At 72.0% G+C, this 25,612-nt stretch carries 24 protein-coding genes; 8 read left to right on the top strand and 16 right to left on the bottom strand.

The annotated features are described in order from the left end of the window. Positions 1-44: 44 nt before the first annotated feature. Positions 45-557, bottom strand: a complete 513-nt coding sequence (smpB, locus tag BLV39_RS28080; protein WP_090799338.1) for an SsrA-binding protein SmpB — start codon at positions 555-557, stop codon at positions 45-47. Positions 558-601: 44 nt separating this feature from the next. Further along, a complete protein-coding gene (locus tag BLV39_RS28075) occupies positions 602-982 on the bottom strand; it encodes a hypothetical protein (protein WP_090799335.1) in 381 nt (126 codons plus the stop codon). An 86-nt stretch (positions 983-1,068) separates the two neighbouring features. Here BLV39_RS28075 and BLV39_RS28070 point away from each other — a divergent pair, with 86 nt between their 5' ends. Then, positions 1,069-1,548: a Kelch repeat-containing protein gene (locus BLV39_RS28070; protein WP_090799333.1), complete on the top strand. Its 480-nt coding sequence runs from the start codon at positions 1,069-1,071 to the stop codon at positions 1,546-1,548. Here BLV39_RS28070 and BLV39_RS28065 read toward each other — a convergent pair. Both BLV39_RS28065 and BLV39_RS28060 read right to left on the bottom strand, forming a co-directional pair. Continuing rightward, positions 1,520-2,371 (bottom strand): oxygenase MpaB family protein, encoded by an 852-nt coding sequence (locus tag BLV39_RS28065; RefSeq protein WP_090799330.1) that lies wholly within the window; start codon positions 2,369-2,371, stop codon positions 1,520-1,522. The genes BLV39_RS28070 and BLV39_RS28065 overlap by 29 nt on opposite strands. After that, a complete protein-coding gene (locus tag BLV39_RS28060) occupies positions 2,368-5,193 on the bottom strand; it encodes an NACHT domain-containing protein (protein ID WP_090799327.1) in 2,826 nt (941 codons plus the stop codon). The genes BLV39_RS28065 and BLV39_RS28060 overlap by 4 nt, the downstream gene beginning before the upstream one ends. A gap of 312 nt (positions 5,194-5,505) precedes the next feature. Between BLV39_RS28060 and BLV39_RS43165 the strand changes: the two genes are divergently transcribed. From BLV39_RS43165 to BLV39_RS28045, 4 genes are all read left to right on the top strand, one after another. Next, positions 5,506-5,676 (top strand): hypothetical protein, encoded by a 171-nt coding sequence (locus BLV39_RS43165; protein ID WP_176985110.1) that lies wholly within the window; start codon positions 5,506-5,508, stop codon positions 5,674-5,676. Between the two features lie 41 nt (positions 5,677-5,717). Then, positions 5,718-8,126: an ATP-dependent helicase HrpB gene (hrpB, locus tag BLV39_RS28055; protein ID WP_090799324.1), complete on the top strand. Its 2,409-nt coding sequence runs from the start codon at positions 5,718-5,720 to the stop codon at positions 8,124-8,126. Between the two features lie 77 nt (positions 8,127-8,203). Then, the gene (locus tag BLV39_RS28050) at positions 8,204-9,601 is read left to right on the top strand and encodes a M1 family metallopeptidase (RefSeq protein WP_204082605.1); all 1,398 of its coding nucleotides are present in this window, start codon (positions 8,204-8,206) and stop codon (positions 9,599-9,601) included. Next, complete coding sequence (locus tag BLV39_RS28045) at positions 9,598-10,620, top strand: NAD(P)H-dependent flavin oxidoreductase (RefSeq protein ID WP_090799321.1); 1,023 nt, start codon at positions 9,598-9,600, stop codon at positions 10,618-10,620. The genes BLV39_RS28050 and BLV39_RS28045 overlap by 4 nt, the downstream gene beginning before the upstream one ends. A 73-nt stretch (positions 10,621-10,693) precedes the next feature. On the opposite strand, the gene BLV39_RS43710 is transcribed toward BLV39_RS28045, so the two are convergent. From BLV39_RS43710 to BLV39_RS28025, 4 genes are read right to left on the bottom strand one after another with little or no spacing between them, the layout of a single operon-like run. Next, the gene (locus tag BLV39_RS43710; RefSeq protein WP_090799319.1) at positions 10,694-11,803 is read right to left on the bottom strand and encodes a metal-dependent transcriptional regulator; all 1,110 of its coding nucleotides are present in this window, start codon (positions 11,801-11,803) and stop codon (positions 10,694-10,696) included. Beyond that, positions 11,800-12,648 carry a metal ABC transporter permease gene (locus BLV39_RS28035; protein WP_090799316.1) on the bottom strand — a complete coding sequence of 283 codons (849 nt, stop codon included), beginning with the start codon at positions 12,646-12,648 and terminating at the stop codon, positions 11,800-11,802. The genes BLV39_RS43710 and BLV39_RS28035 overlap by 4 nt, the downstream gene beginning before the upstream one ends. Further along, complete coding sequence (locus BLV39_RS28030; RefSeq protein WP_090799313.1) at positions 12,645-13,343, bottom strand: metal ABC transporter ATP-binding protein; 699 nt, start codon at positions 13,341-13,343, stop codon at positions 12,645-12,647. Before BLV39_RS28030 ends, BLV39_RS28035 begins: the two co-directional genes overlap by 4 nt. Further along, the gene (locus tag BLV39_RS28025; protein ID WP_090799311.1) at positions 13,340-14,242 is read right to left on the bottom strand and encodes a metal ABC transporter substrate-binding protein; all 903 of its coding nucleotides are present in this window, start codon (positions 14,240-14,242) and stop codon (positions 13,340-13,342) included. Before BLV39_RS28025 ends, BLV39_RS28030 begins: the two co-directional genes overlap by 4 nt. A gap of 127 nt (positions 14,243-14,369) precedes the next feature. Between BLV39_RS28025 and BLV39_RS28020 the strand changes: the two genes are divergently transcribed. Both BLV39_RS28020 and BLV39_RS28015 read left to right on the top strand, forming a co-directional pair. Then, positions 14,370-15,548: a cupin domain-containing protein gene (locus BLV39_RS28020; protein WP_275414232.1), complete on the top strand. Its 1,179-nt coding sequence runs from the start codon at positions 14,370-14,372 to the stop codon at positions 15,546-15,548. After that, a complete protein-coding gene (locus tag BLV39_RS28015; RefSeq protein WP_090799308.1) occupies positions 15,545-15,979 on the top strand; it encodes a hypothetical protein in 435 nt (144 codons plus the stop codon). Before BLV39_RS28020 ends, BLV39_RS28015 begins: the two co-directional genes overlap by 4 nt. On the opposite strand, the gene BLV39_RS43160 is transcribed toward BLV39_RS28015, so the two are convergent. From BLV39_RS43160 to BLV39_RS27985, 5 genes are all read right to left on the bottom strand, one after another. Next, the gene (locus tag BLV39_RS43160; RefSeq protein WP_176985109.1) at positions 15,948-17,030 is read right to left on the bottom strand and encodes an ABC-2 transporter permease; all 1,083 of its coding nucleotides are present in this window, start codon (positions 17,028-17,030) and stop codon (positions 15,948-15,950) included. The two genes, BLV39_RS28015 and BLV39_RS43160, sit on opposite strands and share 32 nt — an antisense overlap. Before the next feature lie 25 nt (positions 17,031-17,055). Beyond that, the gene (locus tag BLV39_RS28000) at positions 17,056-18,504 is read right to left on the bottom strand and encodes a DHA2 family efflux MFS transporter permease subunit (RefSeq protein ID WP_090799303.1); all 1,449 of its coding nucleotides are present in this window, start codon (positions 18,502-18,504) and stop codon (positions 17,056-17,058) included. Then, complete coding sequence (locus BLV39_RS27995) at positions 18,501-19,259, bottom strand: SDR family oxidoreductase (protein ID WP_090799301.1); 759 nt, start codon at positions 19,257-19,259, stop codon at positions 18,501-18,503. The genes BLV39_RS28000 and BLV39_RS27995 overlap by 4 nt, the downstream gene beginning before the upstream one ends. 152 nt (positions 19,260-19,411) lie before the next feature. Then, positions 19,412-20,011: a TetR/AcrR family transcriptional regulator gene (locus BLV39_RS27990; RefSeq protein ID WP_090799299.1), complete on the bottom strand. Its 600-nt coding sequence runs from the start codon at positions 20,009-20,011 to the stop codon at positions 19,412-19,414. Between the two features lie 74 nt (positions 20,012-20,085). Continuing rightward, positions 20,086-21,534 (bottom strand): alkaline phosphatase PhoX, encoded by a 1,449-nt coding sequence (locus BLV39_RS27985; RefSeq protein WP_090799297.1) that lies wholly within the window; start codon positions 21,532-21,534, stop codon positions 20,086-20,088. A 192-nt stretch (positions 21,535-21,726) separates the two neighbouring features. Between BLV39_RS27985 and BLV39_RS27980 the strand changes: the two genes are divergently transcribed. Then, positions 21,727-22,317, top strand: a complete 591-nt coding sequence (locus BLV39_RS27980; protein ID WP_090799295.1) for a DedA family protein — start codon at positions 21,727-21,729, stop codon at positions 22,315-22,317. On the opposite strand, the gene BLV39_RS27975 is transcribed toward BLV39_RS27980, so the two are convergent. From BLV39_RS27975 to BLV39_RS27965, 3 genes are all read right to left on the bottom strand, one after another. After that, positions 22,314-24,563 carry an ATP-binding protein gene (locus tag BLV39_RS27975; protein ID WP_176985108.1) on the bottom strand — a complete coding sequence of 750 codons (2,250 nt, stop codon included), beginning with the start codon at positions 24,561-24,563 and terminating at the stop codon, positions 22,314-22,316. The genes BLV39_RS27980 and BLV39_RS27975 overlap by 4 nt on opposite strands. 198 nt (positions 24,564-24,761) lie before the next feature. Then, a complete protein-coding gene (locus BLV39_RS27970; RefSeq protein WP_090799291.1) occupies positions 24,762-24,983 on the bottom strand; it encodes a hypothetical protein in 222 nt (73 codons plus the stop codon). Between the two features lie 220 nt (positions 24,984-25,203). Continuing rightward, positions 25,204-25,605, bottom strand: coding sequence for a hypothetical protein (locus BLV39_RS27965; protein ID WP_143049909.1), 402 nt, complete (start codon positions 25,603-25,605; stop codon positions 25,204-25,206). Positions 25,606-25,612: the final 7 nt, after the last annotated feature.

Below are 25,612 nucleotides of genomic sequence, written 5' to 3'. Positions count from 1 at the left end.
TCTCACACTAGACAGACCTGTCTGTCGTTACAACGAGAGCCCGATCACCCGGCGGGACGTCCCTTCAGCGCGCGGCCCATGGCGCGGGCGATCTCCCGGTCGGCGTCGCGTTGGGCCAGGACCTGGCGCTTGTCGTACTCGCGGCGGCCCTTGGCGATGCCCAGCTCCACCTTCGCCCAGCCGTTGTCGAAATAGAGCGCCAGCGGCACCAGGGTCAGCCCCGGCTCGCGGATCTTGTCGAGGATGCGGTGGATCTCGGACCGGTGCAGGAGCAGCTTGCGGATCCGCCGCGGCCCGTGCGCCGACCAGCCGCGCAGCCCGTATTCCGCGATGTGCAGGCCGTAGAGGTGCAGTTCGCCGTCGCGTTCCTGGGCGAACGCCTCGTTCAGCGAGGCGTGCCCGAGCCGCAGCGACTTGACCTCGGTGCCGAGCAGCACGAGCCCGGCCTCGTAGGTCTTGAGGATCTCGTACTCGTGGCGGGCCTTCTTGTTCGACGCGACCATCCGGCGCGGCGTCTCCCGGCGCGCCCGCTCCGGGCGTGGCGTGTCGCGTCTCATGACCGCTCAGTCTGCCAGCGGATCACGGTGGGCACCCGCGATTATCAGCGCTCGCGGAAGCCGTCGCGCATGCGGCGGAAGAACCCGCCCTCGCGCGGCAGCGCCGGCGCTGCCGGCACCGGCTGGGTGGCCCGGCGGGCGACCGGCTGGTCGTAGTCGGTGTTGGCGATCGCGTCGATCACCTGGGCCTCGGTGAAGTCCTCAGAGCCCGGAATCCTCGGCACGAACCCGACCAGCATGCCGTCGCGCATCACCTGCGCCTCCAGCCCGGCGGTGCCGTCGGTGTCCCAGAGCGCCTCACGGTCACCGGGCAGCACGACGCGGACGCCGGTCTCCGAACGGCCGGCGCTGGCCTGGGCCATGTGTGCCGGAACACCCCGATCGCGTAGGGCGTCGACCACCCGGCGGGCACGGTTCTCGTCCATGCCATGCAACCTAGCGCGGGTCGGTGAGAATCGCCTGAAAGCGGGCCGGTGTGAACCTGACTACATCCGCAGGACTCGTCAGCCGCATGAGGCATGTCCCGATCGTGCTCGTGGCCCTCGTGTTGGCCGGCTGCGCCGGTGATCCACCCCTGCCGGACTCCACGACCATGCGGGTGGCCCGCGCCGCGCACACCGCGACGCCGCTGCCGGACGGCCGGGCACTGGTCATCGGTGGACAGACGGCGGACGACGCCGAGGCCCGGCTGGCCACGACCCTCCTCTTCGACCCGCGCGGCGGCCGGTTCACGCCGGCGGCGCCGATGGCCGAGCCCCGATACAAGATCTCGGACGCGGTGGTCGCCCTGCCGGACGGCCGGCTCGCGGTCGCGGGCGGTTACGGAGTCGAGGTGTACGCGGACGGCCGGTTCAGCGCGGCGGCACGGGGCACGGTGGAACGGCAGTACCCCGCGGCGGCGCCACTGCCGGACGGCTCGGTCCTGGTCACCGGCGGCTACGACGACCGCACCCGGGTCACCGCTACCGTGCTTCTGGTCCGAGCCGGCTGATCTCGTACCCGTCGGGATAGGACTTCGTGCGAATGCCGCCCTCGAACATCCCGACGGCCCGCGGCCGGCCGAGGTGACGCAGGATCGCCGCGCGGGTACGCAGGCCCACGTGCAGGCCGGCGCGGACCGGCCAGGCGGGAGCGGGCACCCCGGTCGCGGCCCGCAGCCGCTCGTCGTAGAGGGCGCTGACCAGCGCGTCGCCCAGCGGGGACAACGCACGGGGGAGCCGCGTGAGCAGGAGCGTGCGGGTGGCCCGCTCGATCGTGGCCGCGTGCGCGTCGGGCCGCAGGTGCTCGCGGTCGTAGTCGTCGAACCATAGCTCCAGCGACGCCAGCGAGTCAGGGATGCCCGCGACGTTCATGAGCTCGCCGAGCTCGCGGTAGAAGCGATAGCTGGCCTCGCGCTCGTGGCAGCAGGGCCGCCGCCAGCCATAATGGTCGAGCCAGCGCAGCGGGACGATGGTCAGGCAGGCGAGGACGTAGACGAACTCCTCGGCCGGGACGTCCCGGTGCGGCCGGTGAAGCTGGTTCATCCGGCGGATCGCGTCCCGGCTTCGCGGGTGGTCGAAGCCGTGCAACACGATCTCGAACATCAGCAGTCCGGTGTCGTCGACGCGCCGCCGGGTGCGTTCGGTCAGCTCACCGGTGCCGACCAGGATCGCCGCGACGGTCGGCATCGAGAACGTGCGGTTGAAGGCCAGGTTGAGCGCGAGCTTGAGGTCCCACGGAAACTCGAAGCGCACCATCATCCGGTAGATCTCGGCGTGGTCGCGGACCGGATCGAGGGCGCGAACCCGCTCCAGGTTCCCGTACCGGTTCTTCACCGCGCCGAGCGTAGAACCTCACCGCTTGGCCCACCCACGAGGTCCACTTTCCGGTCCGCCCACCGCATGAGGAACGTGGAGACGTGCCGCGGGATCGCGCGTTCGGTCAGCTCACGCTCGAGCCCCTGACGCGCAAACGCTTCGCCGTCGCGGCTACGCGCCAGTAGATCGACGAGAGAGGTCTGGGACGTCAACCAGACGATCCCGTACTCGACGTAGGGCAGGAACAGCACCAGCCGGGTGGCGAGATCCTCGCCGGCGGTTGGCATCGGTTCCTGGTCGATGCGTTCGACGGTGAAGGAGTAGTTGGGTTCGATCCACGGCAGCCACGGCGTCGGCTGGCGCAGCAACTGGTCGCGCAAGAGATGGGCGGCCTCCGTCAAGGGGCGCGGATCGTCGGCCGGGACCGCGAGGTTGTTGACGAGCAGTGCGACGACCCAGGGGTAGCCCGATCCCGAGAGCGCCAGGTCAGCGACATAGAAAGGCAGGACACCATGCCCCGCAAGCACGGCGGCCGCAGCGTCGTCGTCGCGGAGCCACGCCCACGGCCGGCGTCGCCGCCACCGGTCGTACGCGGGCCTGTGCCGCTCCTCCAGTTCGTGCTGGAGTCCGGACCAGAGCGCCCGACGTGTCTCGTCCTCGGTCAGGAGGCATCGGCTGAGGTTCGAGACCAGGAAGGCCGCGATGTCGTCGCCCCCATCCAGCCGCACCCCGAACGCTTCGGCGAGCGAGCGGCGGACGAATGGCAGGTTCCCAGGCAGGCTCCGGTACAGGACGGCGTAGAGCGGGCCGTCCGCGGCAGTGAGTACGGCGAACCAGTCCGAGAGTGGCATCGCCTGAAAGCGGTCCGCCTCGCCCAGGGCGCACGCCCAGTCCACCGCCGCCTCGACGATCCGCCGCACCACCTCCGGAGACACACAGACATCGCCCAGCGAACGTGCGCAGAAGGCGATGAGAGCGGCCCGCTCGCTCTCCGAGGCCCGCTGGGCGTCGTGCAGTGCGAGGCGGAGCAACGCGTCACCGCCGTCGTCCACGTTCCGGTCGATCAGTTGCAGCGCGAGCTGCGCGACCACCTCCCACTGGTTGGCGCGCACCTGCGGGGCCAGTCGCTCCCACACCTGCTCCGGCGTGCCCGACCGGCGGACCAGGTGTTCGGCCGCGAAGTATTCGAGGAAGGTCCGATGCGCGAAGCCGAAGATCGGTTCGGTGCTGGTCGAGCCGATCTCAGCCAGGATCCAGGCGCGGCCGGAGCAGTAGTCGAGGAACTCCACGGCCACGGCTGCCGCCTGGTCCTCGTCGAAGCCTTTGCCGATCAGGTGCTGTTCGAGGATCCGCTTGATCCGGTGGCGGGGCTGTTCCGGAGAGGGGTGCTCGGTGAGCAGCGTCCAGGCCAACTCCTGGACGGCCGATCGGACGCGGCCCTCGAACCCGAGCGCGCGTGAGATGCCGCGGAGCTGGTCCCATTGCTCGAAGACCATCAACGCGCATCGCTCGTAGACCTGGCCCCGGTTGCGCGGGATGAAGTGGTCCGCGGCGTACATCGCGCACAGCACGCTGAGCAGGAGCGGGCTGCTGCGCAGATCCTCGATCGACTCGCTCTCGGTCAGGAAGGCGGTCGCCAACCGGTCCCGTTCGGCGGGTGCGGAACCGTCGTCGAGCTGGAACCACCGCCGCACATAGGCCGCGACCCGCTCGGTGTCGAACGGCGCGAGCGCACAGGTGCGGAACAGTTCGGGATCGAGACCGGCCTCCGCGTAGCCGACCCGCCGCGAGGTCACGACGACCGGGACCAGCGGGTGGAGCAGCGCGAAGCCCTTGACCAGGTCGCTCACGCGCCGCCGAAGGGCGACGTCGGTGAGCTCGTCCAGGCCGTCCAGGATGACCACCGCGCGGCCGTTCATCAGCAGGTAGTCGACCATGTCGGGGGTGAGGACGATGTTGTACGGGTCCTTGCCCACCGCGATCAGGTGCTCGGCCAGCGTCCGTTCGCCGGCCTGCAGTGCGGCCGAGAAGTGACGGAGCACGACGAGCAGCGGCACGACCGTGCCGTCGTTGTCGGCGGCGAGGTCGTACGCCAGCTTCGCGGCGAGCGTCGACTTGCCCGCTCCTGGATCGCCGAGAATCACATGGCGCTGCCCGGGTTCGGTCAGCTCGTCGAACCCGACCGTGGCCGCCTCACGCGAGTCGAGGTGCAACGCCGGAGCGACGTGGAGCCGGTCCCACGACACGCTGCGCACCTTGCCGTTGTGCGGCATCCGCATGTCGGCGTGCAGGTGGGCGACCTGCGACCTGAGCCGTGCCACTTCGGCGTGCGTGCGACCCAGCCCGGTCAACCGGCCGAGGAGCACACCGTTGCGCGCCCCCGCGGCGGCGACGTGGCCTTCGGCGACCAACACTTCGGGCGGCGCGGTCCCTGCGGTCACGTGCGGGCCGGCGGCGGCCAGCAGGGCGTCGAGCACCACGTCGGTCAGGCCGAGCAGGCGTTCGCCGGGCACGGCGGCGGCCAGGCGCAGTCCGTGCCGGATCTGCTCGCGAGCGGCCGACAGGTGCTCCTCCCGGACACTGGCGCGACCGGGCATCCGGGCGATCACCACCTGGAGGGCGACCTGCTCGAAGTCCGGAGAGGCGAGGTAGCCGGCCACGGCGGCGGCCTCGCCGGAGGACAGTTCGTCCAGCAGGCCGGTGGCGGTCTCCTGGGCGATGAGCGGACGGGCGCAGTCACGCAGCCGGCGGACGCGCACCTCAGCGCGGGCGCCGTGGACCAGCGAACTGACGACCCGCCCGGCCGTGCGGGCGAGCGTGGCCTCGAGCCCAGTGCTCATCGCGGCACCCTTTCGCGCGCTGCGGGACCCTAAGTGCGCGAAACGCTACCATCGGTGCGCATCTCCTGTTTGGCCTGGATAAAGCCCTGATCGCCGTGCCGGCCCACCCGTTCGCTCATCGTCTGTCACAATGAGTACGGTCGGCCGACGAAGATGGTGCGCAGGGGAGAGCTCCCGCCACCTCGCACCGCGACGACGCTGTCAGTAGCAGCGCGACGACCACGGCCAAGCCACCCGGCGCCACCAGCACATGCACGGCGATCGCACGCCGGTGGGTCGAACTCCAGCGAAACCACGCAACGAGGACCTTTGATGACAACGAATCACGACCACGCGAGTTTGTTCCGGGCAGCGGACGGCCCCGCCGCCGAGTCCGTCGAGGACGCCGGCCAGGTTGCCGAGGCCGGGGCCGAGGCGATGCGCCAGCTTCGTGACCCGTTCGCGGTGCAGCCGCCGGCGACGCCGGAGGACGCCAAGCCCTAGTCGGTCGCCGGCCATGGTCGGGCACCGGACAAGATGGTGCCGTGCTGCCTCCTGAGCCCGACCTGCCGATCCGCCGCGTTCTGCCGCGGGTGCGGGAGGCGCTGGACGGGCACGGCAGTGCCGTGCTGGTCGCACCGCCGGGCACCGGCAAGACCACCCTCGTGCCGCTCGACCTCGCGGACCACGGCCGGGTGCTGATCGCCGAGCCGCGGCGCCTGGCCACCCGGGCCGCCGCTCGGCGGATGGCCTCCCTGCTCGGGGAACGGGTCGGCGAGCGGGTCGGGTACGCCGTGCGCGGCGAGCGCCGGACCGGCCCCGACACCCGCGTCGAGGTCGTCACCACGGGCCTGCTGGTCCGGCGGCTCCAGCACGACCCGGGCCTGGACGGCGTCGACACCGTCATCCTCGACGAGTGCCACGAGCGGCACCTCGACTCCGACCTCGCGCTCGCCTTCTGCGTCGACGTGCGCGCCAACCTGCGACCCGACCTGCGCCTGCTGGCCACCTCGGCGACCGCCGACACGGCCCGGCTGGCCGAACTGCTCGGGCCGACCGTCACCGCGGACGACGCGCTGCACCCCGTCGACGCGGTCTGGACGCCACCATCCAAAGTGGATCCGCCGCGCGGGCTGCGGGTCGACCCGCGGCTGCTCGACCATGTCGCCGCCACCGTCCGCCGGGCGTTCGCCGAGCGGGACGGCGACATCCTGGTGTTCCTGCCGGGTGCCGGCGAGATCGCCTCCGTCGGCGAGCGGCTGCGTGACCTGCCCGTGCGTACGCTGCTCGGCCGTCAGGACGCCGCCGAGCAGGACGCCGTGCTCCGCCCGTCCGCGCAGCGCCGGGTCGTGCTGGCGACGGCGGTCGCGGAGAGCAGCCTGACCGTCCCAGGTGTACGCGTGGTCGTCGACGCCGGACTCGCCCGGGTGCCCCGCACCGACCACGCCCGCGGACTGGGCGCGCTCGTCACCGTCCCGGTCTCGAAGGCCGTCGCCGAACAGCGGGCCGGCCGCGCGGGGCGTGAGGCGCCGGGCACCGTCTACCGCTGCTGGTCCCAGGCGGCACACGACCGGCTGCCGGCCTTCCCGGAGCCCGAGATCGCGGCCGCCGACCTCACCGGTTTCGCGCTGGACCTGGCGGTCTGGGGTGCGCCGGGCGGGCAGGGGCTGGCGCTGCCCGACCAACCTCCGGCCGGGCCGATGACGGTCGCGACCGAGACGCTGCGGGCGCTCGGCGCGCTCGACGACGCCGGCCGGGTCACCGACCGCGGCCGGCGGATCGCCGGGGTCGGCACCCACCCCCGGCTGGCCCGCGCGCTGCTCGACGGTGCCCCCGTGGTCGGCGCCGACCGGGCCGCCGAGGTGGTCGCCCTGCTCGACCGCGAGAGCGCCACCGAGGACCTGGTCGCGGGCTGGCGCCGAGTCCGTGGCGACACGGCCTATCAGCAGGGGGTACGCCGCCTGCGCGCCGACCTCGGCACGGTGCGCGCCGGCCGCGGCCCTCGGCTGTCGGACGACCTCGCCGCCGGGCTGCTGGTCGGGCTCGCGTACCCGGAGCGGCTGGCCAAGGCCCGTGGCGCCGGCGCGTCCGCGTACCTGATGAGCGGCGGGACCGCGGCGGACCTGACGCCGGGGTCGCCGCTGTCCGGCTCCGACTGGCTGGCCGTCGCCGCCGCGGATCGTCCGCCGGGCCGCGCCTCCGCCCGGATCCGCTCGGCGGTGGTCATCGACGAGGCGACCGCGCGGGAGGCCGGCGCGGCGCTGCTCGCCACGCAGGACGAGGTCGCCTGGTCCGGTGGCGACGTGGTGGCCCGCCGGGTCGAGCGGCTCGGCGCCGTCCCACTCGTCGGACGTCCACTGTCGACACCGTCGGCCGAGCTGGTCGCCGCCGCGCTCCGCGACGGTCTGGCGAAAGAGGGGCTGAGCCTGCTGCGCTGGGAGAAGGCGGCGGTCGCGCTGCGGCAGCGGCTGGCCTTCGCGCGGCACGCGCTCGGCGATCCGTGGCCCGACGTGAGCGACGCCGCCCTGCTCGAGAACGCCGCCGGCTGGCTCGGCCCGGAGCTGGCCCGGGCGCGCCGCCGCGCCGACCTCGCCCGGGTCGACGTCGCCTCCGCCCTGCGCCGGTTGCTGCCCTGGCAGATCGCCGGCCGGCTGGAGGCGGTCGCGCCCGAGCGGGTCGCCGGGCCGGGGGAGCGGCGGCTGCGGGTGGACTACACCGACCCGGAGGCGCCGGTGGTCGCGCTCAAGGTGCAGGAGGCGTTCGGCTGGCGGGACACGCCGACCGTCGCCGAGGGCCGCGTACCCGTGCTGCTGCACCTGCTCTCGCCCGCCGGCCGACCGGTGGCGGTGACCCGCGACCTCGCCTCGTTCTGGCGCACCGGCTACCCGCAGGTCCGGGCCGAGCTGCGCGGGCGGTACCCAAAGCATGCCTGGCCGGCCGATCCGACGGGATGATCGTTGCTGGACGTTCTCCTGTGGCCGGTGCGAGGATCGGCGGTGCCGCACCCGATCACTCGATGAGGAGGACCGCCGTGCCGTCTGTCCTGTTTCGACGCGCCGTCACCGGTGCCGTCGCCGCGTTGACCGCCCTCGCGGTCGCCACACCGGCCCTCGCCGGGGGTGGCTCGACCGTCGGCTCGCCCGGCCTCGGTGACTCCTACTTCCCCCTGGCCGGCAACGGCGGCTACGACGTGCGGCACTACTCCCTCGACCTCGACTACACGCGCGCCGGCAACCACCTCGACGGCACTGCCGTGATCACCGCGCGGGCCACCCAGAACCTCACCCGGTTCGACCTCGACCTGCGCGGCTTCACGATCAGCTCGCTGCGCGTCGACGGCGCGAAGGCCCAGTTCAGCCGCGACGGCCAGGAGCTGGTCGTCACCCCGAAGCGGATGCTGCGCGCCGGGCGTACGTTCACCGTGCGGGTCGACTACGCCGGCGAGCCGACCGAGGTGATCGACCCGGACGGCAGCAGCGAGGGCTGGGTGCCCACCCCGGACGGCGCGTTCGTGGTCAACGAGCCGCAGGGCTCGCCGGGCTGGTACCCGGCCAACGACAACCCACGTGACAAGGCGACGTTCGACTTCGCGATCACCGTGCCCAAGGGGATCACCGCGATCGGCAACGGGCGGCTGGTCGGCAAGCACGACCACAAGGGCAAGACCACCTGGCGCTGGCGCGAGGACTCGCCGATGGCGACGTACCTGGCCACCGCCACCAACGGCGTGTTCGAGCTACGCGTCAGCAAGGTCGGCCGGATCCCGCTCTACCACGCGGTCGACCCCGTCGAGGTGCCCAAGGGCGCGTTCGACCGGCTCGCCGCCGAGGCCGAGGTCATCACGTTCTTCTCGAAGCTGTACGGGCCGTACCCGTTCAGCAGCGGCGGCGGCATCGTCGACCACGCGCCCGAGGTCGGCTACGCACTCGAGTCGCAGACCAAGTCGCAGTACGACGAGACGCCGGGCGCGGGCACCGTGGTGCACGAGATCGCCCACCAGTGGTTCGGCAACAGCGTGACCCTGACGGTGTGGCAGGACATCTGGCTCAACGAGGGCTTCGCGGCCTTCTCCGAGTGGATCTACGACGAGCGGCACGGCGGCGACACCGCGCAGCAGTCGTTCGACGCCTCCTTCGCCCGCCCGGCGACGAGCTCGTTCTGGACCCGCCCACCGGCCAACGTCGGCGGACCGGCCGTCATGTTCAGCTCCCCGGTCTACGATCGAGGTGCGATGACACTCCAGGCACTGCGCGTGAAGATCGGTGACAAGGCGTTCTTCGCCCTGCTCCGCGACTGGTACGCACACAACCGCGACGGCAACGTCACCACCGCCGACTTCATCCGGCTGGCCGAGAAGCGCGGCCACCAGCAGCTCGACGCGTTCTTCCAGACCTGGCTCTACCAGCCGTCGAAGCCGACCGCCTGGTGACGACGGTCCTGCCCGACCTGGCGCTGCCGGTCATCGCCGCACCGATGGCCGGCGGTCCCGGCACACCGGCCTTCGTGGTCGCCGCCGGCCGGGCGGGCGGGATGGGCTTCCTCGCCGGCGGATACCAACCGCCGACGGCGTTCGCGGAGGAGATCGCCACGGTCACCGCCGCCGGGGTGCCGTTCGGGGTCAACCTGTTCGCGCCCAACACGGTGCCGGTCGACGCGGCCGCCTACCGGGACTACGCCGCGCTGCTCGCAACCGAGGCCGCGCGGTTCGGGGTGGGTTTGCCGCCCGACCCGGTGGAGGACGACGACGCCTGGCGGGACAAGCTGGAAGTGCTCCGCCAGTGGCCGGTCCCGCTGGTCAGCTTCACCTTCGGCCTGCCACCGGCGGCCGACCTGGCGCTGCTCCGGGCGACCGGTGCGGCGCTGGCCCAGACGGTGACCTCGGTGACCGAGGCCCGGGCGGCCGCCGAGGCCGGCCTGGACGTGCTGGTCGTCCAGGCCGCCGCCGCTGGGGGCCACTCGGGCACGTTCACACCGGACCTGCCGGTGCCGGTGGTGCCGCTGCCGGCCCTGGTCGCGGAGATCCGCGCGGCCGTGCCGCTGCCGGTGATCGCGGCGGGCGGTGTGGGCACCGCCGCCGACGTGGCCGCCGCCCTGGGTGCCGGCGCGACGCTGGTCGCGGTCGGCACAGTCCTGCTGCGTGCGGCGGAGGCCGGCACCTCTGCCACGCACCGCGCCGCTCTGGCCGACCCTGCCCGCACGACGACCGTGGTCACCCGGGCGTTCACGGGCCGCCCGGCCCGCGGGCTGCGCAACGACTTCACGGACCGCTACAGCGCCGTGGCCCCGGCGGGCTACCCGGCGCTGCACACCCTGACCCGCCCGATCCGCCGCGCGGCAGCCGCGGCCGGCGACCCGGAACGCGTGCACCTGTGGTCCGGCACGGGCTTCCGCCACGCCACCGACGACCCGGTCGGGACCATCCTGGCCCGCCTGGCGGCCGGAGCCTGAACAGTGCAAGGAAGGGCCCCTTGTTAACGCTTTCCGCATAGGAAGGGACCCTTGTTAACGCGCGCGGCCGGGTCTAGCCGGCGGCCCCTTCGGCCTGCGCGAAGCGGAAGGGCTCTGCGACCAACGCTTTGAGGTCGCGTGCGGTGATCGAGAACGAGAGGCCGTTCGGCGGCTCGTCGGTGCGGGCGACGAGGACGTGATCGTCGGCGTCGAGCAGCGACGTCTCGACCCGCACGATCCGCCGGTCGCCTCCCTCGTAGACCTCGGCCGACTCGTGGCTCCAGTGCCGGAGCACCGCGCTGGGTGGCGTCAGTGCGGCCACCGCGGGCACGGCGTCGGTCGGCTCCGTGTGGGACTCGTCGGGGCCGAGCCGCGTCTCGAACACCGCGTGCGCGTCGGTCGCGGAGCCCAGCGTGACGCGCATTCGTACCCGCTGCCGGGTTCGGTTGGTGACCTCGACGGCGATGTCGGTCAGCCGGACATGGATCACGTCGGACGCGCGGACGACAGCGCGTGCGGGGGCGGCCACGACGTCCGGCGGCAGGAGCACCACGCGGATGGACCGTGCCGCCGTCGAGTCGAGGGTGGTCGGTGTGCCGTCGCGGTTGACCTCTACCGTGCCGCCGGCGCGGGCCAGGACAGTCAGGACGGTGCCGATGGTGATGCCCAGGTCGTCGAGGTGGCGCAGCAGCGCGGGGTCGTCGTCCCAGACGCGGGCCACCCGCACCCGGCAGCCGGCTGGCACCGTGTCGAGGAGTTGCTGCTGGTCGTCGGGGAGGGTGCCGTCGGGTCCGGGGATCGGGTCGCCGTGCGGGTCGTGGGTCGGCGAGCCGAGGCGCCGCGCCAGGCGCTCGACGAACAGGTCGCTGACGGCGTGTTCGAGCGCTTCGGCCTCGTCGTGCACCTCGTCCCAGCCGTACCCGAGGTGCTCCACCAGGAAGGTCTCGACGATGCGGTGTTTGCGGACCATCGCCAGCGCGATGCGGTGGCCCTCGGGGGTGAGCTCGATCGCGCCGTAGCGGGCGTGGGTGAACAGCCCGCGGTCGGTGAGCTTGCGGACCTGCTCCGACGCGGACGAGGGCGACAGGCCGAGCACGGACGCGAGCAGGCCGACGGTGACCGGCCGGTCGGACCACTCGCGCGCGTTGAAGGCCGCCTTCAGGTAGTTCTCGGTGGCCGTCATGCGTTGACCAGTTGGCGACGCCGCGCGCGGCCGAGCAGGCCGTGCCGAGGACTGAGCAGGTAGACGGCCGTGAACAGCGCGCCCTGGACCACCACGACCAGTCCGCCGGAGGCAGCGTCGAGCCAGTAGCTGAGGTAGATGCCGAGCACCGAGGTGGTGGCGGCGAGGGTCGGCGCGATGAGCAGCATCCGGCCGAACCGGTCGGTGAGCAGGTAGGCGGTCGCGCCCGGGATGATCAGCATGGCGACGACCAGGATCACGCCGACGACCTGCAACGCGACCACCGCGGTGAGGGCGAGGATCGCGAGCAGCAGCCCGCCCAGCAGCCGAGGGCGCAGGCCGATCACCAGCGCGTGCGTCGGGTCGAAGGCGTACAGCGTGAAGTCGCGGCGCTTGAGCACGAGCACCGCGAAGGCGCCGGCGGCGAGCACGCAGATCTGGGCCAGGTCGGTGCCCGAGACGCCGAGGATGTTGCCGAAGATGATGTGGTTCAGGTCGGTCTGGCTGGGCGTGACGGAGATCAGGACGAGCCCGAGCGCGAACAGGCTGGTGAAGACGATCCCGATCGCGGCGTCCTCCTTGACCCGGCTGGTGTTGCGGATCGCGCCGATCAGCGCCACGGCCAGAAAGCCGAACACCAGTGCGCCGACGGCGAACGGGGCGCCGACGACGTACGCGATGACCACGCCCGGCAGGACGGCGTGCGACACCGCGTCTCCCATCAGCGACCAGCCGACGAGAACGAGCCAGCAGGACAGCAGCGCGCAGACGACCGCGGCGATCACGGTGGTGACGAGGGCGCGGACCATGAAGTCGTACTGGAGCGGCTCGATGATCACCCTCATGCGACTCCTTCGAACACGTCGAGCCCGAACGCGCGGGCCAGGTTCTCCGGCCGCAGCGCCTCGTCGACCGGGCCGTGGAACAGCACCCGGCGCAGCAGCAAAACCACGTCGTCGGCCAACCGGGGCAGTGCGTGCAGGTCGTGGGTGGAGACCAGGACGGTCCGGCCGTCCGCGGCGAGCTCCCGCAGCAGCCGGACGATGGTCGCCTCGGAGCGTTTGTCGACGCCGGCGAACGGCTCGTCCAGCAGCAGGATCCGCGCGTCCTGGGCGATGCCCCGGGCCACGAACGTCCGTTTGCGCTGCCCGCCGGAGAGCTGGCCGATCTGCCGCTCGGCGTGGTCGGTGAGCTCGACCCGGGCGAGGGCGTCCGCGACCGCGCGGTGGTCGGCCGCACGTGGCCGCCGGGTCAGGCCCAGGCTTCCGTAGCGGCCCATCATCACGACGTCGCGGACGCTGACCGGGAAGGCCCAGTCGACGTGCTCGCTCTGCGGCACGTACCCGATCGACCCGGGGCCGCGCAGCACCCGGCCGCGTTCCGGCTTGACGAGACCCATGAGGGTCTTGAACAGGGTCGACTTGCCCGACCCATTCATCCCGACCAGGCCGGTGACCAGCCCGGGTCGGATGGACAGCGAGACGTCGTCGAGTGCGAGGACCTCGCCGTAGCGCGCGACGACGTGCTCGACCCGGATCACGCGGCGGACCCGGTCAGCGCGGCGACGATCAGGTCGGTGTCGTAGCGGATCAGGTCGAGATAGGTCGGCACGGGTCCGTCCGCGGCCGACAGCGAGTCCACGTAGAGCGTGCCGCCGAACCGGGCGCCAGAGGCCTCCACGACCTGCCGCATCGGGCGGTCGGACACTGTCGACTCGCAGAAGACCGCCGGGACCCGCTTGGTACGGACGAACTCGATCGTTGCCGCGAGTTGCTGCGGTGTGGCCTGCTGCTCCGCGTTCACGGGCCAGATGTAGCGCTCGGCGAGTCCGGCGTCGCGGGCGAGGTAAGAGAACGCGCCTTCGCACGTCACCAGCGCCCGCTGGTCGGCCGGCACCGTCGACAGCCGTGTTATGAGTCCGTCGTGCACGCCTGCAAGCTCCTTCTGGTAGGCGAGACCGTTCGCGCGGAAGTCCGCCGCGTGTGCCGGCGCCAGCTCACCGAACGCGGCGGCCATGTTGTCCACGTAGACCTGGACGTTGCGTGGGCTCATCCAGGCGTGCGGGTTGGGCTTCCCGGCGTACGCGTCCTCGGTGATGTCCATGGCCGGCACGCCCTCGGTCACCACCACGTGCGGCACGTCCGCGGACTGGACGAACTTCGCGAACCACAGCTCCAGGTTGAGGCCGTTGTCCAGGATCAGGTCGGCGTCCGAGGCCTTCGCGACGTCACCGGGCGTCGGCTCGTACCCGTGGATCTCCGCGCCGACCTTCGTGATCGACTCGACCCGCAGGTGGTCGCCGGCCACGACCCGCGCGATGTCCGCCAGCACCGTGAACGTCGTCAGCACGACCGGCCGGGGGTCTTCCGAGCGGCTCACGGCGCAGCCGGACAGCACGCCGGCCAGGGCGAGCAGCGCGACCACGCGCAGTTTCGGCATACCGAAAACAGTATGAAACCGGACAGTTCGGCGGGCCGAAATGGGCGATTTACGCCAACTTCAGTAACGACCGCCCCTCGCGTTTCTAGAGTGGAAAGGCAGGCGACCGACGGGGATGGAGACCACTGTGGCCGATGTCGAGACCGTTCCGCACCCGATGAGGACGTCCGACGGCAAGGGGTGGCTTGACCTCGGGCCTCGGGACATCCACCGCGACCGGGAGAACCCCGACATCCTCGTCCCGCCGCCGACCGACAACGGCACCATGCCCAACATGAAGTTCTCGTTCTCCGACGCGCACCAGCGGCTGGAGAAAGGGGGCTGGACCCGCGAGGTCACGAACCGGGAGATCCCGGCGTCGCTCGACCTGGCCGGCGTGAACATGGCCCTCGAGCCCGGCGCGTACCGGGAGCTGCACTGGCACAAGGAGGCCGAATGGGGCCTCGTGCTCGTCGGTAGCTGCCGGTTGACCGCGATCGACGAGCACGGCCGTTCCTTCATCGACGAGGTCAAGGCGGGCGACCTGTGGAACTTCGAGGCCGGCCTGCCGCACTCGATCCAGGGTCTCGAGGACGGCGTCGAGTTCCTGCTCGTCTTCAGTGACGCCGACTTCTCCGAGAACTTCACGTTCCTGCTGTCCGACTGGTTCGCGCACATGCCGCAGGACGTGGTGGCCGCCAACCTGAAGAAGACCGTGGCCGAGATCGACGTCTTCCCGAAGACCCAGAAGTACATCTTCTCGGCCGACCTGCCCGGACCGATGGCCGAGGTCGACCGGCCGACAGCGCAGGGCAAGGTGCCGTCGCCGTTCACGCTGCACATGGAGACCGTCAAGCCGATCGAGTCCGAGGCCGGGCGGGTACGCATCGTCGACGTCAACGTGTTCCCGGCCGCCAAGACGATCTCCGCGGCGTTCGTCGAGGTCGAGCCCGGCGGCATGCGCGAACTGCACTGGCACCCGAAGGCCGCGGAGTGGCAGTACTACATCCAGGGCAAGGCGCGGATGACCATCTTCAACTCCAACGGCATCGCGCGCACCTTCGACTTCACCGCGGGCGACGTCGGCATCGTGCCGTTCGTCGCCGGCCACTACGTGCAGAACATCGGCGACGAGAAGCTCATCTTCATCGAGGTGTTCAAGCACCCCGAGTACTCGGACATCTCCGCGAACAAATGGCTGGCCTCGAACCCGGCCAAGGTCGTCGCCGACCACCTCAACGTGACGACCCAGTTCGCGGAGTCGCTGCCCACGGAAGACCAACCGGCCCCGGTGATCTGGTACGACCAGTCGAAGGTCAACCGGTGAGCGTCGCGACCATCCAGATCGGACTGACGGCCTGGTCGGCCCCGAACCCGTTCGGTGAGCCGACCGCCTTCGTGCTCGTGCACCCGATCTCGGGCGACGACGACGGGACGTTCGCCGGCGCGGTCGCCAACCTCGGCATGCGGCGGCTCGACGCCGACGGGGACATCCTGCCGATCGGCACCGACACGTTGTACGCGTCGCTGCGCGCGATGCGGGTCGAGCTGTGCGGGCCGGACGGTGTGTGGCTCAGCCACCCGGTCATCGACGACTGGACGGCGAACGCGATCGGCCGGCGCTACATCGTGCTCGCGATCGGCACGGCGCCGTTGGCCGGCGACGCCGACGCCGCGGCCATCTCCGCCTACCTGGCCGACCGGGCGAACGTACACGCCGCGTTGGTCAAGATCCGGGTCCGGTTCGATCGGAGCTGACCGGCCGGCCGAGCACGATCGTCGCGGCCGCGAACACGGCCACGCTGGCGACGCACCAGATCGCGAGCTTGCCGGCGGTCCAGGCGGCCGAGCCGGCCGGGAAGTAGACCACCGACCGGACCAGGTCGGCGCCGAGGCCCGGCAGGTCCCACTCGTGGACGCCCCGGAAGAAGCCCGGCAGGAACTCGGGTGGGTAGATGCCGCCGGACCCGGGGTTGCCCAGCACCACCACCAACATAATGATCAACGTGGTGCCGACCCGGGCCAGCCAACTCTGCACGGCGGCGGCGAAGAGCGCGGCGGCGAGCGCGAGCAGCATCCCGGCCGCGAAGAGGCCGAACAGGTTCTGGTTCCAGATGCCCAGCCCCGGACCGACGATGAGGGTCCCGGCGAGGCCGAGCAGGAGGGCATGCAGCGTGAGACCAGCGACGCGTACGCCGGCCCGGGCCATGGTCCGCGGCACGGTTCCCAACGCCAGGCTCAGTGCGATGCCGCCGAAGTAGCCGCCGATCACCAGGCCGATCGCCAGGTAGAAAGGCACCACGCCACGTGGGTCGGCCGGGTCGACGGGCACCACGTCGGTCACCGTGAGCGGCACGCCCGCGCTGCGGGCCGCCACGGCCAGGATGGCGGCCGTCGTGGTGGTGGCGGCCGGCCCGGCGGCGGTGGCCACGGTCAGCGTCAACCCGGGCGGCACGCTCGTGAGCGTCGAGTAGACGTCGCCGCGGCGCACCGCCTCGTCCGCGTCCGTGGGTTCGCCGTACTCGACGGCCCGTAGCTGTGGAGCCGTCGCGGCCAGCAACGCCTGCGCGGTCTGGTCACCGCGCACCACACCGACGGGAACGTCGTGTGGCCGGGGGTTGTGCAGAGCGCCGACGAACGCCGCGATGAAACCCACCCCGACGAGCAGCGCGAGCAGCAAAGGACCGGCGCCGGCCATGATCCCGCGCCGCAACGGCAGCAACGGAGGCGGTTCGCGCCGCGGTCGGAACGCACCGGCGATCTCCTGCCCGGTGATCCGCCACCACCGGCCCGGTTCAGTTCCATCCATTTCATGATGATATGGGCGGGACTGCTCAGTGGACGGCCACGAGGTCCGGAGCGTCTTCCGTGGCCGGTGCGTGTTTCGGCGACCGGGCGTTCACCATCACCGCCGTGGCGGCGGCCGCGGCGAGGACGACTGCGGTAGCCAGCCAGTAGGCCAGGGAGAAGCCGTGCACCTGCGACTCGGCCACGGTGGCGCCGCCGTGGGACACCAGGTACGCGGCGGCCGAGCCGGTCGCGACGGTGTTCAGCAGTGCGGTGCCGATCGAGCCGCCGACCTGTTGCGACGAGCTGATCAGAGCCGACGCGACGCCGGCGTCCTGCGGCGCGACGCCGTGGGTCGCGACGCTCATCGCCGGCATGAGCGCGGCGCCGATGCCCAGGCCCACCACGGTCTCGGCGACGGCGATCTCGGGGAAGCCGCTGCCGGTGTCGAGGACAGCGAGCAGCACGAGCCCGACCGCCGTGACGAGATAGCCGCCGACCATGATCGGCCGTGGAGCGATCCGGTGCGCGAGCCGGGCCCCGATCTGCGTCGCCCCGATGACCTGTGCCGCCGCCATCGGCATGAAGGCCAGGCCCGCCATCACCGGCGACCAGCCCTTGACCTGCTGGAAGTAGTAGCTCAGCAGCAGGAACATCCCGAACATGGCGAGCGCGGCGAACGCGACCGACAGGTACGCGGCGGCCCGGTTGCGCTCGGTCAGGACCCGCAGCGGTAGCAACGGTGAGGTCACCCGCGCCTGCACCGCGATGAACACGGCCAGCAGCAGGACACCGACGGCGAACGACGCGATGGTCAGTGCGCCGGTCCAGCCGTCGCTCTCGGCGCTGCTGAAGCCGTAGACCACCGCGACGAGGCCGAAGCTGGCCAGCAGGACGCCGGGGATGTCGAGCCGGGCGCGGTGCCGCTCGGTCGTGTCGTGCACCGTCGGTATGGCGCCGAGGATCCCGATGACGGCGATCGGCACGAGGACGAACATCGAGAAGCGCCAGCTCAGGTACTCGGTGAGTAGCCCACCGGCGATCAGGCCGACCGCACCGCCGGCGACGGAGACCGCACTGAACACACCGAAGGCCTTGGCTCGTTCCCGTGGTTGGGTGAACGACAGCGAGATCAGGGACAGGGCCGCCGGCGCGAGCAGGGCCGCGAACACGCCCTGGAACGCCCGGGCGATCAGCAGCATCGGGGCGTTGACCGCGAGGCCGCCGATCGCCGAGACGATCGCGAAACCGGCCAGGGCGAACAGGAACACGCGCTTGCGCCCGACCATGTCACCGACGCGGCCGCCGACTAGCAGGAGGGCGCCGAACGCCAGGCCGTACGCGGTGACCACCCATTGCCGGCTGCCGTCGGAGAAGTGCAGCGCCTGCTGCGCCGAGGGGAGGGCGATGTTCATGACGGCCGAGTCGAGCACGACCATGAGCTGGGCGATGGAGATGAAGAACAGGGCCTTCCACCGCTGTGCGTCGGCGTTCATGCGGCCGTCAGCCCGCCGTCGATGGCGAGCGCGGCACCCGTGATGAACGGGGCCTCGTCGCTGAGCAGGAAGGCGGCGAACGCGGCGAGCTCCGCGGGCTGGCCGATCCGGCCGACCGGGTGCATCGCGTTGGCGAGGTGCAGGGCCTCCTGCGGGTTGGCGCCCATGTTGCGCCGCAGCAGCGGGGTGTCGACGCCGCCGGTGACCAGCGCGTTGATCCGTACGCCCGAGGTGGCCACGTCGAGTGCCGCGGACCGGGTGAGCCCGACGACGCCGTGCTTGGCGGCGCCGTACGCGGCCAGGCCGGCCACACCGGTGACCCCGGTGGTCGAGGCGTTGTTGACGATCGCCCCGCCGCCCGACGCCTGCAGCGCGGGGATCTGGTACTTGAGTCCGAAGAAGACGCTGTCGAGATTCAGGGCCAGCTCCGCACCCCAGGCCTGGTGGTCGATCTCGGTGATCGGGCCGAGCGCGGTGGCGGCGCCGACGTTGTTGAACGCGCCGTCGAGCCGGCCGTAGGTGTCTAGTGCGCGCTGGACGAGCCGCTCGACCTCGGCGCCGACCGTCACGTCGGTGGGCACGAAGAGCACGTCGCGCCCGGCCGCGCGCAGCTCGGCGGCGAACGCCTCGCCGGCGTCCTTGCCCCGGGCGGCCAGGACGACCCGGGCGCCCTCGGCGGCGACCCGTTCGACGACGGCGCGGCCCATGCCGGAGGTGGCGCCGGTGACCAGGATGACTTTGTCTGCGAAACGCATGGTGAGGCCCTTGTCTCTGATGAGGGAGTTAGATACGGACGATCATCGTCCGGTTCGAGAAGCTACCCCAACGGGACGGCGGTCGTCCGCTTAATCTGGGCCCGGAGATACGTGAGCCCAGCCACCCTGGTGGCTGGGCATACTGGCGGGTCCTACGGTGCGAGTGGGGTCCGCCCGGGGGCGCGCATGCCGTCCAACAGGAGGGTCAGGATGCGGCGCCAGCCCTCCGGTCCGCCGTCGACACCGAGGCAGTGGTCGGTGTCGAGCGGTGCGCGGGAGCAGAGCAGGAGGTCCTGCCAGGTCACGTCTTCGCGCAGGTCACCGGTGGCGTGGGCGCGCTCGGCCAGGAGCCGGACGGCGTCCTGGAGGGCGAGGGTGCGCTGCGCGATGTCGGGCGACTGCCGCTCGTCGTGGGCGGTGAACTCCGCCAACCCGAGGCTGTCGCGGTGAGCGGTGACGAGCTCGGTCATGAACTCCGTGAGCCCGTCCCACGCGTCGGGGCGTTCGAGGCAGACCTGGGCCAGCTCCACCATCTCGTCGTACAGGCCGATCACGACGGCGTCGAGTAGGGCTTCCTTAGTGCCGAACCGGCGGTAGAGGGTGCCCACCCCGACGCCGGCCGCGGTCGCGATGTCCAGCGCGGAGATCTCGAGCCCACGCGTGGCGATCGCCGCACGCGTCGCGTCGATCAACTGGCGCCGGTTCTCCCGCGCGTCCGCGCGGATGCTGGGCGAGGTGTTCTCATCAGGCATCGGCTGAAAGTTAGCACTTGGGACGGCCCGCCGGCCGGGGGTCGGCACAGGCCCGACCCCCGGCGGCGGTCAGGTCAGCCGAGGTACTTCTCCCACGGGCCGGTGATGGCCAGGGTCAGGCCCGGGTCCTGCATGTTGACGAAGAGGACCTTGCCGTCGGCGGTGAACGTCGGGCCGCAGAACTCCGAGTCGTTGAGCTCGTTGCGGGCGATCGCGTAGGTCGGGCCGCCGGGGAACGAGCTGAGCACGTGCGACGCGCCCTCGCCGTCCTCGGCCAGCACCAGGCTGCCCCACGGCGTCACGGTGACGTTGTCCGGGCCGTCGAAGGTGAGGTCGGTGTACTTGGGCGCCGCGCCCTCCTCGGTCGAGGCCTGGTGCGGGAAGTACGTGACGAGCTGGATGGTCTGGTTCTTGAAGTGGTAGAACCACACCATTCCGTCGTGCGGTGCGGCGTCCTTCGGGAGGTCGCCCTCTTCCCAGGCGTACGAGTTGACGACGTACACGCCCTCGTCGGTGGCCCAGACACCCTCGAACTTCTTGCCGCGGGTGACCTTGCCGTCCGCGAACTGCTCCCGCACCGGCTTCGACTGCGCGTCGCGCTCGGGGACCTCGATCCACCGGACGGGGAACGGGCGGCCGAGCTGGGCGGAGGTCAGGTAGGCGACGTCCGGCAGCACCGAGCCGTCGTCCATGATGATCTGCATCGCGGCCAGGGTGCCGGCGTTCGGGGCGAGGCGGGTGAGCACGCCCGGGCCGAGCTTGACACCGTGCGGCGCGGTCCAGCGGTAGAAGAGGCCGTTGGGCTCGCTGGCGTCCTCGGAGAGGTAGACGCTCGCCTTGTCGGTGCCGATCGCCAGCGCCTCGTGGGCGTACCGGCCGAGGCACTTGATCGGGCGCGGGTCCGACTTGCCGTCGGAGGAGACCTCGAAGACGTAGCCGTGGTCCTTCTGGAAGACGCCCTTGCGGCCGCTGTCCGCCTCCCACTCGTCGCCGGCCTGGTCCTCGGTCTCCTCGCAGGTCAGCCAGGTGTGCCACGGGGTCGGGCCGCCGGCGCAGTTGGAGACGGTGCCCGAGATGCCGACGAACTCGCCGTAGTTGCGGCCCGCGCGGTCGGTCGTGATCACCGTGCAGCCGCCGGCGTCGATCGCGCCCGGGTCGTAGACGGTGCCCTTGACGTGCGGCACGCCGTGCTCGTCGCCCGGGTCGATCTCGTGGTTCTGGATGATCGTGTAGCGGTCACGCCCGGCGTCGAAGACGGCCATGCCGTCGTGTGAGCCCGGGGTGCGGCCCTGGCCGTGGTCGAGCTTGCTGACGCCGGTGCGGGTCACGATCGTGTACTTGAAGCCCGCGGGCAGGGCGAGGATGCCGGCCGGGTCCTTCACCAGAGGTCCGAACGGCTTGTGGTCCTCGGACGGGCGGGGCTTGTTGGGGTGTGCCTGGGCCAGCGAGGGCACAGCACCGGCCACAGCGAGGCCGACACCGGCGGCACCGCCGGCGAGCAGGGCACGACGAGAGGTAGACACTTTGTTGTTGCTCCTTGATCCGGAGGAGAGACAACCTGAGCCAACGCCTGCGGACCGACAGCGCAACGCCATCCACGTGAGCTGTCGGCAACGGCCACGTGAAGACTCCGGGTCTACCCCGACCGTGAGGTCCGGGGATCGACAGGGACTCTCCCGGTGCCCCGTGACGGCCGCGTCGCGAAGGGTGGACGCATGGATGTCGTCCTCGACGCTTTGCACGCACTGATGGCCGGACCGTGGCTCTATCTGCTCGTCTTCACGCTCGCGACGCTGGACGGCTTCTTCCCGATCGTGCCGGCCGAGACCGCCGTCATCACCGCCGGCGTGTTCGCCGCGAGCGGGCAACCCGACCTGCTGCCGCTGGTCGCGGTCGCGGCCGCCGGTGCGTTCGTGGGCGACCACATCTCGTACGCCTTGGGCCGGGCCGCCGGCCGCGGGCGCCCTCCCCGGTCACGCGCGCTGACCTGGGCGCGGTCGGCGATCGCCGAGCGCGGCGGGCTGATCCTCGTGATCGCCCGGTACATCCCCGGCGGACGGACGGCGGTGACGCTGTCGATGGGCGCGCTCGGCTACCCGCGGTCGCGGTTCACCGCGTTCGACGCCGTCGCCGCGGTCACCTGGGCGCTCTACTCGGCGTTGATCGGCTACTTCGGCGGCACGGCCTTCGAGGGCGACCCGGTCCGCGGGCTGCTGCTGGGCCTGGCAGTGGCGATGTCGGTGACCGTGGTGGTCGAGACGGTCCGGTTCGCGCGCCGCCGCCGGGAGGTCGTCAGCCGCGCCTAGGGCAGGGCGTGCAGCTTCGCCGCGACCTCGGCGGCGTCGGGGTGGGCCAGGTCCTCGAGGATGGCCAACGCGTCGTGCAGGGTGGCGTGGGCGGCGGCGACCGCTCCGGTGGCGAGTTGGGTGTCGGCCAGCCGGGTGAGGGTGTCCGCCTCGCCGTAGCGGTCGCCGACCTCCAGCCACAGCTCCAGCGCCGTGCGGTAGCTGGCTTCGGCCTGGGCGTAGTCGCGGATCTGGTGGTAGACCAGACCCAGGCTGTCCCAGGTGTTGGCGGCGCCGTAGCGGTCGTCGATCTCGTCGTGCAGCCGTAAGGCCCGCCGGCAGGTGGCCAGCGCCTCCTCGTGCTCGCCGAGCAGCGTGTGGTACCAGCCGACGTTGTTGAGGGTCCTGGCCTGCCCGGCGAGCCGGCCCTGCGCGCCGAAGAGGTCGCTGGCGCGCAGCGCCTCCCGCAGCGCGTCGCGGTGGCGGCCCTGCTTGCCGCGGATCCGCGCGAGGGCGTTGTGCGTGTGCGCCTGACCGACGTCGTCGCCGAGCTCGCGGAACCTGACCAGGGCGGTTTCCAGTTGTGGGTCGGCCTCCTCGTGTCGGCCGAGTTGGGCCAGCGCGAGACCGAGATTGCGGTGTGAGAAGGCCTGCGCGGGTCGGTCGCCCAGGCGCGCCGCTGCCGACAGCGCCACCCGCTGCGTGGCCACCCAGTCGTGCCAGTGGCCCTGCCGGTCGAAGAAGGTGGTCAGGGACCAGGCGAGCTGCCAGGCCACGGGGTCCAGACCGGCGTCGTGCGCGGCCGAGACGGCCCACAGCAGGGCGCGATGTTCGGTCGTGAACCAGGCCATGGCCGCGTCGGCGTCGGCGAGCGGCAGCACCGTCACTCCCGGCCCTGCCGGAGTCAGCGTGATGGGGTCGCGCTCCGGATACAGCAGGCGCTCGGCCGTGTGCGCCGTGTGCAGGTAGTGGCGCAGGACGCGTCCGACCGCCTCGGTTCGGTCCACTTCGGACGTTCGCGCGTGCGCCTGGTCGAGGGCGTACGCGCGGAGCAGGTCGTGGAAGGTGAAGCGGCCGGCCGCGGGCTCCTCCACCAGGTGTGCGCGGGTCAGCTCGGTCATCGCCGCCCTGGCAGCGTCGAGGCCGGCGCCGGCCAGGCTCGCGACGCTCGCCAGGCCGAGGTCCGGCCCGCCGTGCAACCCGAGCAGCCAGAACAGCTCGGCGGTCGGCCGGCTCAACGTGCGGTCGGACCAGGACAGGACGGCGCGCAGGTCGGTGACCACGTCGCCGGTCGCGAAGGCGTCCAGGCCCGTCCGGACGTCGCGCAGCTCCGCGGCGAGGTCCGCCAGCGGCAGGTCGGGCTGGGTCACGGCCCGCGCGGCGGCGACCACCAGCGCCAACGGCAGGCCCGCGCAGGCCGAGACGATGTCGTCCGCGGCGCCGGACTCCGCGGTGACCCGCGCGGCGCCGACCCGCCCGGCCAGCAGCTCCTGGGCGCCGGCCGACGGCAGCAGGCCGAGGTTGACCAGGTGGGCGCCCTCGGCCGCCACCAGGCCCGGCAACCGGTCGCGGCTGGTCACGACGACCAGGCAGCCAGGCGAGCCGGGCAGCAACGGCCGGACCTGGTCGGGGTGCCCGGCGTTGTCGAGCACGATCAGCATGCGCCGGCCGGCCAGCAGGCTGCGGTAGAGCCCCGCACGGTCCGCCAGGTCCATCGGGATCTGGGGCGCGGGCACGGCGAGCGCTTCGAGGAATCCCCGGAGCGCGTCCGCGGCGGCCAGGGCGGCGCCGGTGGGATGGAACGCCTGGAGGTTGACGAAGAGCTGCCCGTCCGGGAAGTCGGCGCGCAGGCGGTGCGCCCAGTGGACGGCGAGTGCGGTCTTCCCGACACCCGCCGTGCCGGAGATCAGCACGATCGGAGTGGGCGTGCTGGTGCGAATGGCTTCGAGCCGCGCGAGCTCGGCCGCGCGACTGCTGAAGCCGTAAACGTCGAGCGGAAGCTGCGCCGGCATCAACGCGGGTCGTGGGGCGCGCTTCTCCGGAGCCGGAGCCGGAGCCGGAGCCGGAGCCGGAGCCGGGGCCGCGGACGCGCAGAACCGCTCCCGCTCGGCGCCGTCGAGTGCCAGGGCATTGGCCAGCCGGCGCACCGTCGACGGGCGCGGGATGCTGCGGCCGGCTTCGATGCTGCGGATGGTCTTCGGGTCCACACTGGCCTTGGCCGCCAGGTCCTCTTGCGACAGACCCAGTCGTTGCCGTCGTTCGCGCACCCGCGTACCGAACATCAGCGCCCCCGGTCGGCCGTGGTCCGGCGGCCCGATGTCGATGATAGGTCCGCGACGACCGCCAAACTACCGGCTAACGCCCTGTTCATTTCCGACGACGACGCGGACCGTGAAAGGCATGGGGACGCGGGTTTCGCAGGACGCCGACTTCGCCGACGCTACGACCAAACGCGGGCCGCGGGCTCAGGCTGACGACGGTCGACGCAGGCCCGTGGCGGGCGCGGCGGCCAGGTCGACGACCGGCTGGGACCGGTCGCCGGACCGCAACGAGATCACTCCGGTCGGGTCGATGCGGCCCACCCGGGCCGCCGCCAACCCGCGCGCGGTGAACGACCGCACGCAGTCGTCGCGCACGGGCCAGGTGAGCACGGTGACCAGATAGGTCCGGTGCTTCGGGCCCGACACCGTCGAGGTACAGCTCCGGCCGCATCCGGGCCGCGTGCAGCATGCCTTCGATCACCAGGATGTCGACAGCGGTGGTCGGTGAGCGCGACAGCTCGTGCCACGACCCGGCGTCATCAGGCAAGCCGAGCGGCCGCAGCGACGCGGCGCGATGCTCGTCGTTCCCCTTTCCACAACTCGGATCGATCGAGGAGCCGCCGGGCGAGAGTCAGCTGAGCCCCCGTCACGCTTCCCGCCCGCGGCCACCCGTGCGGGAAGACGGCGCGCAGGTACGGCGAAACCTCCGGGCACGGCGATACACGGAACGCGCGGCGCAGGCCGCCTGCAGCAGGTCGCGCGGCTTCTCGGCCCGGACACAGACGGCCTCGGCGAGCGCCCAGCGCTGCGGTCCCGTGAAGTGCCGAAGCGCCGGCGAGTCGCCGCCGAACCCGAGCGCGCGGTCGAACGCCCGCGCGGACGCAGCCAGCTGGCATAGGACGCCGGTTGCCTTCCCGTCGGCGGCGAGTGCCGGAGCGAGGGCCGCACATCCACGAACACCGGGATCGTCGTCGTCCAGCCATCCGCGGGGCTCGCGGCCGGCCTCCCCGATGCGCAGCAGCTCCGCGCAAGGGTCCAGCCGCTCCATCTCCGAT

Origin of the sequence: Asanoa ishikariensis, from assembly GCF_900107455.1 — a bacterium.
Taxonomy (GTDB): domain Bacteria; phylum Actinomycetota; class Actinomycetes; order Mycobacteriales; family Micromonosporaceae; genus Asanoa; species Asanoa ishikariensis.
The sequence above is the reverse complement of the archived record's forward strand: the minus strand, read 5'-3'. Positions and strand labels throughout refer to the sequence as shown.

Bases quoted from the DNA above. Each gene is read 5' to 3' on its own strand.
- smpB (WP_090799338.1), bottom strand. From the start codon at position 557: ATGAGACGCGACACGCCACGCCCGGAGCGGGCGCGCCGGGAGACGCCG.
- BLV39_RS28075 (WP_090799335.1), bottom strand. From the start codon at position 982: ATGGACGAGAACCGTGCCCGCCGGGTGGTCGACGCCCTACGCGATCGG.
- BLV39_RS28070 (WP_090799333.1), top strand. From the start codon at position 1,069: ATGAGGCATGTCCCGATCGTGCTCGTGGCCCTCGTGTTGGCCGGCTGC.
- BLV39_RS28060 (WP_090799327.1), bottom strand. From the start codon at position 5,193: ATGAGCACTGGGCTCGAGGCCACGCTCGCCCGCACGGCCGGGCGGGTC.
- BLV39_RS43165 (WP_176985110.1), top strand. From the start codon at position 5,506: ATGACAACGAATCACGACCACGCGAGTTTGTTCCGGGCAGCGGACGGC.
- BLV39_RS43710 (WP_090799319.1), bottom strand. From the start codon at position 11,803: ATGACGGCCACCGAGAACTACCTGAAGGCGGCCTTCAACGCGCGCGAG.
- BLV39_RS28035 (WP_090799316.1), bottom strand. From the start codon at position 12,648: ATGAGGGTGATCATCGAGCCGCTCCAGTACGACTTCATGGTCCGCGCC.
- BLV39_RS28025 (WP_090799311.1), bottom strand. From the start codon at position 14,242: ATGCCGAAACTGCGCGTGGTCGCGCTGCTCGCCCTGGCCGGCGTGCTG.
- BLV39_RS43160 (WP_176985109.1), bottom strand. From the start codon at position 17,030: ATGGATGGAACTGAACCGGGCCGGTGGTGGCGGATCACCGGGCAGGAG.
- BLV39_RS28000 (WP_090799303.1), bottom strand. From the start codon at position 18,504: ATGAACGCCGACGCACAGCGGTGGAAGGCCCTGTTCTTCATCTCCATC.
- BLV39_RS27995 (WP_090799301.1), bottom strand. From the start codon at position 19,259: ATGCGTTTCGCAGACAAAGTCATCCTGGTCACCGGCGCCACCTCCGGC.
- BLV39_RS27990 (WP_090799299.1), bottom strand. From the start codon at position 20,011: ATGCCTGATGAGAACACCTCGCCCAGCATCCGCGCGGACGCGCGGGAG.
- BLV39_RS27980 (WP_090799295.1), top strand. From the start codon at position 21,727: ATGGATGTCGTCCTCGACGCTTTGCACGCACTGATGGCCGGACCGTGG.
- BLV39_RS27965 (WP_143049909.1), bottom strand. From the start codon at position 25,605: ATGGAGCGGCTGGACCCTTGCGCGGAGCTGCTGCGCATCGGGGAGGCC.